Source organism: Marinicella litoralis (genome assembly GCF_002591915.1).
Classification (GTDB): Bacteria; Pseudomonadota; Gammaproteobacteria; order Xanthomonadales; family Marinicellaceae; genus Marinicella; species Marinicella litoralis.
The window spans coordinates 127,494-140,617 of sequence record NZ_NIHB01000004.1; the positions used below are offsets into that span (position 1 = coordinate 127,494).

The following is a 13,124-nucleotide window of genomic DNA, read 5'->3' on the forward strand; positions in this document are numbered from 1 at the left end:
TTTGCTGTTTTGATGATTATTTGATGTTGATCAGCGATTTGGATGGTTCACCTGCCTCCTCCCTGACCAATCTAGGTAAAAGGTAGCCAGGCAGATGTTTTTTCATCTGTTGGTATATTTCAATGGCATGAGATTCAGGCAGGTCAAAGTGACTGGCATTTTGCACTTTATCAAATAAGTGTAAATAATAAGGCAAAACGCCATGCTTAAACAAATGATGTGAAAGCTCAATCAGTACTGCTGCTGAATCGTTGACGTTTTTCAATAAAACGCTTTGATTCAATAAAGTGAAACCAAGTGATTTCAGCTTTTGTATCGCTTTGATGGCATCATTGCTTAACTCGTTTGAATGATTAACGTGCAAAACCATGACTTTATTCAAGCCAAATGATTCGCTCCAAATGGCAAAAGAATTACCAATCCTGGTTGGCAGCACTGTGGGTATGCGGCTGTGTATTCTCAGTGTTTTTACCTGTTGGATGGTCAGTAACTGATCTGTTAATGACTTGAGGGTTTTGTCACTTAAGGTCAAGGGATCACCGCCACTGAGAATGACTTCGTGAATTTCTTGGTGCTGTTTGATGTATTCGATGGCGGCTTGCCAATGATTCCTCGGGGCGTAACTTTGTCCATAAGGAAAATGTCGCCTAAAACAATACCGACAGTTCACTGCGCAACTGCCACTGGCTATTAACAGGACGCGTCCATGGTATTTATGGATTAAGCCTGGAACGACAGTGGACAGGTGGTCGCCTACAGGGTCTGAATGGAAGTCGGCAGCTTCTGTTAATTCGTCGACATGTGGTAAGAATTGAAGCAACAATGGGTCTTGGTCATCGAGCCAATTGATTTGTTTGTTGACAGAACTGGTAACCACTGGTGCAAACAGCTGCCCTGCTTGAGGTGAAAAGTCAGCATGCGCACGCATCGCGTTTTGGTTGTTACCTTTCAGTGCTGTTTTGAGTGAGTCTTGCCAGGTTTTTGTCATTTGTTAAGGGGTGTGGATATAAACACGGGCATTCTATCATGTGACTGAAAACAGTGTCACCAAGCTCAATTGAAGTTGTGGTGAATGTTCAAGCTTTGGTACAGTTGCAATGGTTTTTTGTGGCATGGCATTGTGATACAATTGCCGGCTTTATTTATTCTGTCAGGAGACGTTATGTCGGTTTATAACACCAGCCAATTTAAAAATGGTTTGAAAATTATATTTAATGGTGATCCACACAACATTGTTGATAACCAAGAAGTTAAGCCAGGGAAGGGTCAGGCTTTCAATCGAGTTAAAATGAAAAACTTGATCACTGGACGGTCAATTGAAAAAACCTTTAAATCTGGTGAAAAAGTAGATGCGGCCGATGTGATGGAAATGAGTATGCAATACCTGTATACCGATGGTGAATTTTACCATTTTATGGATCCTGACTCATACGAACAATATGAAGCATCACCAGAAGCGGTTGCTGACTGTATCAAATGGTTGAAAGAAGAAGACATTTGTACGGTGATTTTATGGGACAACTCACCGATTTCGGTAGAACCGGCCAACTTTGTTGAATTGAAAATTACCGAAACAGATCCGGGCTTGCGCGGTGATACTTCTGGTGGCGGCGGCAAACCGGCAACCTTGGAAACAGGTGCTGTGGTCCAGGTGCCTTTGTTCGTGCCTGAGGGTGAAATCATTAAGGTTGACACGCGATCTGGCGAATACGTAGGTCGGGTTAAAAAGTAAATACCTAACGCCCATGTCAAAAAACACAGATTGGCAAATCAGTAGCCCGTTGCAAGTCATTCAGCAACGGGCTTTTTTATTGGCTGAAATCAGGTCTTATTTTGCTGATAAAAAAGTGATGGAGGTTGAAACCCCAGTACTTTCTTCAGCGTCCAACACCGACTTGCAAATTGAAGTGTTCAACACCCAAGCGCTTGTAGCTCATAATAAAAGTTCTTTTCTAAGGACCTCACCTGAATTTTTTCACAAACGATTGTTGGCCAGTGGCAGTGGCGATATTTTTGAATTGGCTAAGGTGTTTCGACTGGGAGAATCCACGCGTTTACACAACCCAGAATTTACCTTGTTGGAATGGTATCGGTTAAATTTTGATATGAAACATTTGATGCAAGAGGTGGTTGAATTAATCCAGCTTCTGAGGGGTCAGTTTGGTTTGAATGAAATGCCGGTGTCAGTCATCAGCTACCAAGAATTGTTCAGCAATCATCTAAACTTTGATCCATTTGATGTCAGTGATGAGCACCTGAGCCGCTTGGCACAAGATGCCGGATACCATGGTCCTTTATTGAGCAGAACAGCGGCATTGGACTTTATGTTTGGGGTACAAATTGAACCCTTATTAAATGATGAGGTCGGTTATTTGATTCATGATTTTCCGATTGAGCAAGCGGCCTTGGCAAAACCTCATCAACTGTATGCGGACCGTTGTTTGCGATTTGAGTTTCTCTGGGGTGGTGTTGAGTTGGCCAATGGGTACCAAGAGCTGACTGATGCAGATGAACAACTGCGTCGGTTCGAAGATGATAATTTAAATCGAAAATTAATGGACAAACCGGTGTTACCCATAGACACAAGGTTGATAGCTGCTATGGCCAATGGTTTGCCTGAATGTTCTGGGGTGGCTCTGGGAATTGATCGATTATTGATGTGTTTATTGAACAAACAATCGATCAGCGAAGTGATGCCGTTCCAAGCATCCAACAGCTGATACTTTTATGGCTCAGAAAATGCTTAAAGGTTGGTTTTGTATCATAACCACCATGTGGCTATTGATGAAATGACCACTGCACCAACCACATTTAATTTAAAACCTTGTTTTATCATGCTTTTAATTGGAATCCTTTCAGCGCCATAAACGATGGCATTTGGAGCTGTGGCAACTGGTAGCATAAAGGCACAACTGGCACTGATGGCAGCAGGAATCATGATTTTCAATGGGTCAATGCCGATGGCGCCAGATACGGAAAACAAGATGGGCATGATGATGGCAGTGGTGGCCATATTGCTGGTGATCTCAGTTAAGAAAGTGATGGCAAAACAGATGGCAAAGATGATAAAAAACAAATGGACATCTTGCAAAAAAATCAATTGATCTGCCAACAACACACTTAAACCGGTGGATTTAAAAGCCGATGCGATGACCATCCCACCAGCAAATAAGAGCAAAACACCCCATGGAATGGTGTTGGCCGTTTTCCAATTCAACAACTTGCCTCCCTTGCCGTCAGAAATCATGAACATCAACAGCACACCAATCAAAGCCACTGATGCATCGTTGGCAAAAGGTAAGTCAAAATAAGTTTTCCAACCACCCATAGGGGCGGTTCTGCTGACCCACAAAAACGCAGTGAGGGCAAACACCCACAAGGTTCTTTTTTGTGCTGTGTTCATGGGATTGTTGGCAACGGTGATTTTGTGTTTAAAAGCTTGTTGGTTGTTAATTTGTCTCAATAAAATAAACAACATCAATGGAAAAAACACCATGACCATGGGTGCCACTTGACACATCCAATCAATAAAGCCAATTTCTAGCTGTGTGCCTTGTTGGTAATTTTGAATCATAATCAAATTGGGAGGCGTCCCAATTGGGGTCATGGTTCCGCCTATACTGGCAGCATAAGCAATGCCCAATAACAGAATGACTGCAAATTTTTTGTCTTTGTTTAAATCAATAACAGCCAAGGCAATGGGTAATAACAATAAGGTGGTGGCCGTATTGGAAATCCACATGCTCAGTAAAAAAGATGTCAGCATAAAACCCAAAATTACCCTCCTTGGGCTGTCTGTTCCAATTTTTAGCAAAATGCTGTTTGCCAGGTATTGGTGGGTTTTGCTGTGAGCCATGGCGGTAGACAATAAAAAACCTCCCAATAACAAAATAATCAATGGGCTGCCATAAGCTTGTGCCACTTCAGTCGGGCTGATGATGTTCAATAAAGGAAAGAATGCGACGGGTATCAGCGAGGCTACGGGTATGGGCAGCCATTCGGTGACCCATAGGATTGCCGTGTAACTGGTGATGAGCAGCGTAAGCGCTTGAACAAGGTTAAGGATTGACAGCGATTTAAGCAAAAAAACAAGTAATGAAATCACCAAAAATGGAATTATTTTTTTTGTAACCATGGAATAGATACTGTTGCGTATGTTTTGAGGAAAATATTAATGAATTTTTAATAATTCAGCTTGTAATTTTACCTCAATAAAATTTATGATGTTAGGGTTTATTAATTTGGGGACACAAATGAAACTAAAACCAATCCTACTTACTTTAACATCAATTGTTTTGTTGCAAGCATGTAGCAGCAGCAATAACTCACCGAGGGCAGTCGATGCACCGCCCGCCACCAATCCTGGTGGAGACGTGGTTACTGGTGTTATTGAAGCCACTTTTAATCCTGCTTCAGGAGACCCGACCCAGGTACCCATCCCGACCAACTTATTTTTGTCGGGCACAACAGACTTGACCTTGAACATTCCTGTGGCCGATCCAACAGATTCTTCTGACCCATTGGTGGCACTCAATGCCCTTGATGGTTTCAGTACAGTGGCTCCATGGTCAACTAACTTTTCAGTGCCAGTGGCTGCTGGATCAGTAGGACCCGGCAGTGTCAAAGTTTACGAAGTGACCTTGAGTGGCCCTGGTGGTGCCGTGATAGCAGTGAACAGCGAATTGACATTTGGCGTTGACTTTGTGGCTGCAGCCAATGGCAGCAGTGTGGCCATTGTCCCCATCAAACCATTGAAACAACTGACTTCTTATATGGCAGTTATCACCAATGGTATACAAGATACTTCAGGCAATGCAGCTACACCTTCACAAACTTACTTTTTAAGTAAGCGCACATCGCCTTTGGTTGATGGCAGTGGAAACAGCACAGACCCATTGTTGGATAATGCAACAGCCAATGCACTTGAGCCATTGAGACAACTGACCAACTTCCAAGAAGCTGCGGCAGCGTCACAAGGCGTTGACCCAAGCACCATTGTTTTGTCATGGACGTTGAGTACCCAATCGATCACTCCTGTTTTGTCAGCGGTTAAAGCCATTTCTGGTCCAGGCGCTTCTACCATCGTGCCCAGTGGCTTAACAACAGCAGCAGCGGGTGGGTTTGGCTTGGCCGATATTTACATCGGTACCATGGCGTCACCTTACTATTTGACTGCACCCAGTGCGTCAAACCCAGTGGCACCGCTGAATGAATCTTGGAAGGCAGCGCCTGGTGCTTATGTGGCTCCATTCAATGCATTTGGTTTAGACCCAACATCTACCAACTTGACTTTGGCAAACCCGATACCGGTTGCGACCAGTACACAAAACCTACCTGTTTTGATGACTGTTCCTAATGCGGCCTCTGGCCACACCAAGCCGGATGCGGGTTGGCCCATCATGATATTCCAACATGGCATTACCCGTAACAGAACCGATATGTTGGCTGTCGCTGACACCATGGCTTCTGTCGGATTTGCTGTGGTTGCCATTGACTTGGCTTTGCATGGAATTACAGACACCACCAATCCATTTTATATCGGCAACACGCCATTTGGTGCTGCAGCCACTGAACGAACATTCAATGTGGATTATGTAAATAACACCACAGGGGCACCTGGCCCAGATGGTGTGATTGACTCGTCAGCCGCTCATTTTATTAACTTGGCCAATTTGTTGGTTTCACGAGACAACACCAGACAAGGTGTGGCTGATTTATTCACTTTGACGGCGACCATTCCAATGATGGACATCGATGGTGATTCAGCGGGCGACTTCAATGAAGGCAACATTACTTTTGCTGGTCAATCTTTGGGCGCCATTACTGGAACCAGTTATTTGGCCTTTGCGCCGAATGTACAAAGTGCGGTACTGTCTGCTCCTGGTGGCGGAATTGCTGGATTATTGATCGGTTCTCCTACTTTTGGTCCTAGAATCATTGGCGGCTTGGCCGCAGCGGGTGTTGAACAGGGTACAACTGAATTCAATTTATTCGTATTAGCCACTCAGACTGCAGTAGACGCAGCTGATCCAATTAACTTGGCTGGGTTCGCTTCCTTACAAAATAATATTTTGGTGCATGAAATCATAGGTGACATTGTTGTGACCAATACTGTTCCCGGAGCACCGTTGTCAGGCACAGAGCCTTTGATTGCTGCGTTGGGATTAACTTCCTATTCCGAGTCTGCGTTCAACCCAAGTGGTTTAGATGCAGTGGTCCGGTTTGTTGCTGGAGATCATGGCAGTTTATTGAGCCCAGCCGCTTCACCTGAAGCCACGGTCGAGATGCAAGGTCAGCTGGCAGCTTTCCAAGCAACTTCTGGTACGACATTGAATGTCGTTAACCCTGATGTGGTTCAATAAGGAGATGACTATGAGAAATACAATTAAAAAGCGTGGAGTACAAGAGATGGCTCAAAATAACACAAGGTTTCAATTAAAACCATTGAAGTTGGCCATGATGGCAGCTGCACTCGGCATGACTGGTTCTGCCATGTCAGCTGAAATATTCAACAATGGAGATTATTCCTTCAATATCGACACAACCGTATCGATGGGCGCTTCATGGCGTGTGGCAGATCGCGATGATCGCTTGATCGGTAAAGCCAACATCAATCCATTTGTTGGCGTTGATTTGAGCACCGGCGCGGCTTCTTCCTTGGCTCAACGCATTGCGGCACCCGGTCGTTGGTCGATCAACTCCGATGATGGTAATTTGAACTATGATCAAGGTGATTTGATTTCAAATGCACTCAAATTCACTTCTGATCTATCTTTTGCTGGCCCTACTTGGGGTGCATTCATGCGAGTGACAGGATTTTATGATTTTGAAAATGCAGACAATGACAACTTAAGCAGAACAGCGAAAGAGTTTGTGGGTGAAGATTACCGCCTGCTCGATGCCTATGTTTATAAAGATTTTGACATTGGCAACCAAATTGCATCTGTTCGATTAGGTCGTCAAGTGGTCAGTTGGGGTGAATCAACATTCATTCAACAAGGCATCAACATCATCAACCCTGTGGATGTTTCAAAAATCCGCGTGGCGGGTGCTGAGCTGAAAGAAGCCTTTTTGCCGATTGATATGATTTCATTCTCTACCAGCATCACGGATAATTTATCTTTAGAAGCGGTCTACATGTTTGAGTTTGAACAAATAGACCCTGACCCAGCCGGTACTTATTTCTCAACCAACGATTTCGCCACACCAGGTGGTGAATATGTGGCTCTGGGTTTTGGTATTGTTCCTGAACTTTCAGATGTGGGCCAAATCTCACAATTGCCAGTTCCTCCTGGATTGATTGCAGCCACTGTTGGCAACATCAACAATTTTTCAATCCTCAGGAAACCCACTCCAGCAACCAGTGATGACGGCCAATACGGCATCGCATTGCGTTACTATGCTGAACAATTAAATAACACCGAGTTTGGTTTGTACTACTTGAACTATCACTCAAGGTTGCCTTTGATCAGTGGTTATGCTTTGGGTCAGCCAGGTGTTGGCTTGGGAGTGACTTCACCAAGCTCAGGTTCATATTTCACTGAGTTCCCTGAAGACATTAATTTGTTTGGTTTGAGTTTCAATACCACCATTAATTCACTGGGTATTTCATTGCAGGGTGAGTTGTCTTATCGTGACAATGTGCCGTTACAAATTGATGATGTGGAAGTGTTGTTTGGTGCTTTGTCACCATTGAATGTGGCCATACCAGCAGAATATGATCGTTTTGTTTCACAATTGGGCGAATTTTCTCCAGGTGAATACATCCAAGGTTGGGAACGACATGAGGTTTCACAATTGCAGTTCACTGCAACCAAGTTGTTTGGCCCTAATGAGTTCTTCGGTACCGATCAAATTGTCTTATTGGGTGAAGTTGGTTTTACCAATGTATGGGACTTACCTGCGCAAAGTGATTTGCGTTACAACGGCCCTGGTACTGACACCGGCGGTGGACCAAGTACTTTGACTGGCGGAACCAGCAGAAATCCTGTCACAGAAGGTTCTGACTTTTTTGCCACACCTTTCTCATGGGGTTATCGTTTGGTAACACGACTTGATTACAATTCAGTGTTCGGCTCATCTTGGAATTTATCACCAAGATTGGCATTCAATCATGATGTCAATGGAACCACACCAGGACCTGGTGGGAACTTTATTGAAGGGCGTAAGTCTTATACCATCGGAGTCAATGGCATATATCTTGAGAAATGGAGTGCAGATTTAAGCTATACTGGTTATTCAGGTGCTGGTATCCACAATCAAATCTTTGACCGAGATTTTGTGGCTTTCAACGTTAAATACTCGTTTTAATACAGAGGGACAATACATGAAATTATTTAAGAAAACAGTTATTTCAACTTTAATAGGATTGACAGTTGTGGCTGCTTCAGCGCAAGCAGGTCCTAAACCAAGTGAAATAAACAGGCTGTCAACTGATTTAACACCGGTTGGTGCAATCAGAGCAGGTAATTCAGACGGCACCATTCCTGCATGGACTGGTGGCATCACATCACCACCAGCTGGTTATCAGGTTGGTGATCATCATCCTGATCCATTTGCAGATGATAAAGTCAAGATGACCATTGATGCCAGTAATTATAAGGACCATGCTGATAAATTGTCTGTGGGACAAATGGCGATGTTTGAGCGATACCCTGAAACCTATAAAATGGCTATCTATCCAACTCGCAGGTCAGCTTCTTTCCCTGAAAGAATCTATGAGAAAACCATAGAAAATGGTAAAACAGGCACATTGGTTGCTGACGGTGAAGGTGTTGCCAATGTGGCCGAAGGCTTTCCATTTCCTTTTCCTGAAAACGCTTATGAATTGATTTTGAATCACAAGTTGAAGTACAAAGGCTCCGGTGGGGTAAGGTATAACAATCAAGTGGCTCCTAATAACAGCGGTAATTACACATTGGTTCGACTCAGAGAAGAACTGTACGGTAAATACTATGTTCCAGGTAACACCATCAATGACATCGATAACATCTTGTTGTATTTTTATCAAGTGGTCGAGTCACCAGCACGCCTAGCCGGTCGGGTGTTATTGGTTCATGAAACCATGAATCAAAAAGAAACGCCGCGTCAAGCATGGATTTATAATCCAGGCCAAAGACGTGTTCGTCGTGCGCCCAATGTGGCTTATGACAACCCAGGAACGGCATCTGATGGTTTAAGAACCAATGACATGACCGATATGTTTAATGGTGCGATGGATCGTTTTTCTTGGAAATGGACTGGCACCAAAGAAATGTATGTACCTTACAATTCTTATAAAGCCCATAGTTTTGATTCAAAAGTTGATGACATGGTTATGCCTGGACATTTAGACCCCAGTTACATGAGGTATGAATTACATCGTGTACATGTTGTAGAAGCCAACTTAAGAGATGGATTCAGACACATCAACAGCAAGCGAACTTTTTATATTGATGAGGACAGTTATCAAATCTTATTGACTGACCACTATGACAGACGTGGAGAACTGTGGCGTTTTTCTGAAGCTCACAGCATCAATTATTATGAAGTTCCAACGTTTTGGTCGACCATAGAGTCGCATCATGATCTGCAGTCAGGTCGTTATGTGGCAGTTGGCTTGGACAACCAAGATCAAGTTAACACATTTAATACGCCATTGAGCGAGAATAATTACACACCAAGTGCACTGCGAAAACGTGGTAGACGCTAATCTGTGATATTCGATTAATGTTTTAATTCAATGGCCGTGAATGTATTAATGTTCATGGCCATTTTTATTTTCAGGTGTAAATTTTATGTATAAAATGATTTTAAAAGTCAGTTTGGGTTTAATGTTATTAAGCGCTTCTTGGGTTGTTTATTCACAACAACCAGCTGAAATTATGCCTTTGGCAGATAAAGCATTGACCCTATCAATCACCAAAGTGGGTACTTCATTGGTCATGGTTGGTGAAAGAGGGCATGTATTAAAAAGTAAAGATGAGGGAAAATCCTGGCATCAAATTGAAAATATTCCAGTCAATGTGACACTCACCAAAGTGGTTTCTTATAACAACCATGTTTGGGCAGTTGGTCACGATGCCACCATCATACACAGCAATGACGGCGGTGATACCTGGGAGTTACAGTTCAATGATGCCGATCGTGAAGTGCCCTTTTTGTCTGCATATTTTGACAGCGAAACCGATGGCATTGTCATTGGAGCTTATGGTTCTATTATGTATACCGAAGATGGTGGTGAGACATGGGATGACAGTTTGATTGATGATGAACTCGATTATCACTTGAATGACATCACCAAGGGCTATGATGGCAATTATTATATAGCTGCAGAAGCTGGCTATGCCTTTAAGAGTGAGGATCAAGGAGAAAGTTGGCAAGCAATCGAATTACCCTACATGGGATCTATGTTTGGCGTTGTCAGTTTATCTGATGAAATCGTGTTGTTTGGACTAAGGGGCAATATTTTAACTTCTAAGGACCATGGGGAAACATGGGAAGAAGTGTATACAGACATTTTGAATAACTTGTTTGGCTCATCCAAGATATCAGAGGACAGTGTGTTAATAGTTGGCGCCAATGGAACTCGATTGATTTATCAAAAAGGAAGTTTGAAAATAATGGAAGCTGAAGACACAGGAGATGATTATTCAGATGTTGTGGTGAATGGTAACGATGCCGTTTTGGTTGGTGAAACTGGTTACATTAACTTACCCATTGAAAAATAAAGGAATCAATTATGACTACAAATGAAGAAAAAGGTAAATTTGCATCAGCTTGTGAAGCTATATTGTTTGCCAATAAAAAGATTATTTTATTTTTGCTGTTGGTAATGACCTTTGTCATGGCATTTTTTGCCAGCCAACTCAAAGTGGATGCTGGATTCGAAAAACAACTGCCATTGGATCATGAATACATGAAAACATTCATGGAGCATGAGAAATTTCGAGGAGCCAACAGAATACTGGTTTCGCTGATTGATGAAAGTGGTGACATGTTCAATGAACAGTTTTTTGCAAAACTAGAAAAAGTCACGGATGCTGTCATTTTTATTCCTGGCGTCAATAGGGCCAGTGTCAAATCAATTTTTACCCCGAATGTCAGGTTTGTAGAAGTGGTTGAAGATGGATTCGCTGGTGGTAATGTCATACCTGCTGATTTCAGACCGACACAAGACATGTTTGAAAGGGTTCGAGGAAATATTGTCAAAGCAGGTGTGTTGGGTCGACTGGTGGCAGAGGACTTTAATGGTGCCATGGTTTGGGCTGATTTGCAGGAGCGTGATCCTCAGACCGGGGAAAAAGTTGACTACCAAAAAATAGCCGCACAATTAGAAGCAATTCGAACTGAATTTGAATCAGATGGGCAAACCGTACACATCATTGGTTTTGCCAAAATCATTGGTGATGTGGCTGAAGGTGCTAAGTCTGTATTGTATTTCTTTGCCTTGGCTATTTTTATCACAGCCGTACTTTTATTCTGGTATTCGAAAAATTGGAAGTTAACTTTATTTCCAATTTTATGTTCATTGGTGGCTGTCATTTGGCAGATGGGCTCATTAAAATTAATGGGGATGGGCATAGATCCGATGAATATTTTAACCCCGTTTCTGGTGTTTGCGATTGGGGTCAGTCATGGCGTACAAATGATTTCTGGGTGGACTGATCAATATGTCAAACAGCCCAAAGACAATAAGAGCTCTGAGTCAGCTGCTCAAGGTGCTTTTTGTGCTTTGTTGTCTCCAGGTGTTATAGCCTTGTTGTCTGACACCATTGGATTTGCAACCATCTATTTCATCAACATTGAAATCATTCAAGAGCTAGCGATTACTGCAACAGTAGGTGTTGCTTTGATTATCATCACCAATTTGATACTTTTGCCTTTGTTGTTATCTGGTTTAAAAATGTCAAATTCAGCTGGATTCTGTCAAAAGTTCACGGAAAAGAAACAATCTGGTGGTATTTGGAAGGGTATTGCGGGTTTCGCCAAAAACCCATTGGCTTCGGTGGCTATCGTAGTGACCATTGCCTTGTTTACTTTTGGATACTTCAAGAGCCAAGAAATGCAAATTGGCGACTCACAGGCAGGTGTTCCAGAGCTACGACCTGAATCTCGTTATAATCAAGATGCGATAACCATCAGTTCAGAATTTTCATTGGGTGTCGACATGATTAATATCATTGCCGAAACTTCACCGAATGCTTGTACTGAAAGTTTTAAAGCGATGCATAACATCGATCGATTTGCTTGGCACATGACCAATGTTGAAGGTGTGCAAAAAGTAATTACCTTGCCCCAATTTGCAAAAATCATCACCGCAGGTTGGAACGAAGGTAATATCAAATGGCGTGAATTGTCGCGAAACAATTATGTGATGAGGCAATCCTTATCTGGAATTGAAACCGATACAGGCTTGTTGAATCAAGATTGTAGTGTGATGCCAATTACCATATTTACTGAAGACCACAAAGCCACGACCATCAATACGGTCATTGCTGCGGTCAAAGCCTATCAAAAAGACAATCAACCCGCCATGGATGATACTGGCGAACTGGTTGAAGGTGAGGTTAAATTCAGGTTGGCTACTGGTAATGCTGGTGTAATGGCCTCTACCAATGATGTGGTTAAAGGCGCACAAATGCCCATGTTGATCATGGTCTATGGTGCCATAATCTTACTCTGCTTGATTACTTTTAGATCAATCACCGGAACCATCAGTATCGTCTTACCGTTGGCATTGGTTTCACTGTTGGCTTATGCATTGATGGCTTATTTAGGCATTGGATTGAAAGTCAATACCCTACCAGTGGTGGCCTTGGGCGTTGGTATTGGGGTTGATTATGGCATTTATATCTTCAGTAGAATGCAGACCTTATTCAAATCAGGTCTGGGATTGTATGATGCTTATCAGGAAACACTCCGGTTAACGGGTAAAGCAGTGTTGTTCACAGCATTGACTCTTGGCATCGGTGTGGGTACATGGATATTCAGTGATTTACAGTTCCAAGCTGACATGGGAATCTTATTGGCATTCATGTTTATTTTAAATATGATAGGCGCTTTGTTGTTATTACCCGCTTTGGCTTATTGGCTGATGCCTAAGTACAGAAAAGGTATATAATATCAGGTTTGAATAGACCTTA

9 protein-coding genes are annotated in these 13,124 nt (G+C 42.8%); 7 read left to right on the plus strand and 2 right to left on the minus strand.

Annotated elements, in window-relative coordinates; translation table 11 throughout:
- Window positions 1-16: 16 nt before the first annotated feature.
- On the minus strand, window positions 17-988 hold the full coding sequence (epmB, locus tag CCS90_RS12215; RefSeq protein WP_099019854.1) for an EF-P beta-lysylation protein EpmB: 972 nt from the start codon (window positions 986-988) through the stop codon (window positions 17-19).
- 174 nt (window positions 989-1,162) lie between these two features.
- Between epmB and efp the strand changes: the two genes are divergently transcribed.
- The gene (efp, locus tag CCS90_RS12220; RefSeq protein ID WP_099019937.1) at window positions 1,163-1,732 is read left to right on the plus strand and encodes an elongation factor P; all 570 of its coding nucleotides are present in this window, start codon (window positions 1,163-1,165) and stop codon (window positions 1,730-1,732) included.
- Window positions 1,733-1,745: 13 nt separating this feature from the next.
- Window positions 1,746-2,720 (plus strand): EF-P lysine aminoacylase EpmA, encoded by a 975-nt coding sequence (gene epmA, locus CCS90_RS12225; RefSeq protein ID WP_099019855.1) that lies wholly within the window; start codon window positions 1,746-1,748, stop codon window positions 2,718-2,720.
- 41 nt (window positions 2,721-2,761) lie between these two features.
- Here the strand turns inward: epmA and CCS90_RS12230 are convergent, their stop codons facing one another.
- Window positions 2,762-4,135, minus strand: a complete 1,374-nt coding sequence (locus tag CCS90_RS12230) for an SLC13 family permease (protein WP_099019856.1) — start codon at window positions 4,133-4,135, stop codon at window positions 2,762-2,764.
- 118 nt (window positions 4,136-4,253) lie between these two features.
- Here CCS90_RS12230 and CCS90_RS12235 point away from each other — a divergent pair, with 118 nt between their 5' ends.
- The 5 genes from CCS90_RS12235 (at window position 4,254) to CCS90_RS12255 (ending at window position 13,102) form a co-directional block, all read left to right on the plus strand.
- Window positions 4,254-6,362, plus strand: coding sequence for an Ig-like domain-containing protein (locus CCS90_RS12235; protein WP_162846867.1), 2,109 nt, complete (start codon window positions 4,254-4,256; stop codon window positions 6,360-6,362).
- A 10-nt stretch (window positions 6,363-6,372) separates the two neighbouring features.
- Window positions 6,373-8,310 (plus strand): DUF1302 domain-containing protein, encoded by a 1,938-nt coding sequence (locus tag CCS90_RS12240; RefSeq protein ID WP_162846866.1) that lies wholly within the window; start codon window positions 6,373-6,375, stop codon window positions 8,308-8,310.
- A gap of 16 nt (window positions 8,311-8,326) precedes the next feature.
- Window positions 8,327-9,691 (plus strand): DUF1329 domain-containing protein, encoded by a 1,365-nt coding sequence (locus CCS90_RS12245; RefSeq protein WP_099019859.1) that lies wholly within the window; start codon window positions 8,327-8,329, stop codon window positions 9,689-9,691.
- A gap of 85 nt (window positions 9,692-9,776) precedes the next feature.
- The gene (locus CCS90_RS12250; RefSeq protein WP_099019860.1) at window positions 9,777-10,709 is read left to right on the plus strand and encodes a WD40/YVTN/BNR-like repeat-containing protein; all 933 of its coding nucleotides are present in this window, start codon (window positions 9,777-9,779) and stop codon (window positions 10,707-10,709) included.
- 11 nt (window positions 10,710-10,720) lie between these two features.
- Window positions 10,721-13,102, plus strand: coding sequence for an efflux RND transporter permease subunit (locus tag CCS90_RS12255; protein ID WP_099019861.1), 2,382 nt, complete (start codon window positions 10,721-10,723; stop codon window positions 13,100-13,102).
- The last annotated feature ends 22 nt before the right edge of the window (window positions 13,103-13,124 follow it).

Excerpts from the sequence above, each read along its gene's own strand:
- epmB (WP_099019854.1), bottom strand. The coding sequence starts at position 988 with ATGACAAAAACCTGGCAAGACTCACTCAAAACAGCACTGAAAGGTAAC.
- efp (WP_099019937.1), top strand. The coding sequence starts at position 1,163 with ATGTCGGTTTATAACACCAGCCAATTTAAAAATGGTTTGAAAATTATA.
- epmA (WP_099019855.1), top strand. The coding sequence starts at position 1,746 with ATGTCAAAAAACACAGATTGGCAAATCAGTAGCCCGTTGCAAGTCATT.
- CCS90_RS12230 (WP_099019856.1), bottom strand. The coding sequence starts at position 4,135 with ATGGTTACAAAAAAAATAATTCCATTTTTGGTGATTTCATTACTTGTT.
- CCS90_RS12235 (WP_162846867.1), top strand. The coding sequence starts at position 4,254 with ATGAAACTAAAACCAATCCTACTTACTTTAACATCAATTGTTTTGTTG.
- CCS90_RS12240 (WP_162846866.1), top strand. The coding sequence starts at position 6,373 with ATGAGAAATACAATTAAAAAGCGTGGAGTACAAGAGATGGCTCAAAAT.
- CCS90_RS12245 (WP_099019859.1), top strand. The coding sequence starts at position 8,327 with ATGAAATTATTTAAGAAAACAGTTATTTCAACTTTAATAGGATTGACA.
- CCS90_RS12250 (WP_099019860.1), top strand. The coding sequence starts at position 9,777 with ATGTATAAAATGATTTTAAAAGTCAGTTTGGGTTTAATGTTATTAAGC.
- CCS90_RS12255 (WP_099019861.1), top strand. The coding sequence starts at position 10,721 with ATGACTACAAATGAAGAAAAAGGTAAATTTGCATCAGCTTGTGAAGCT.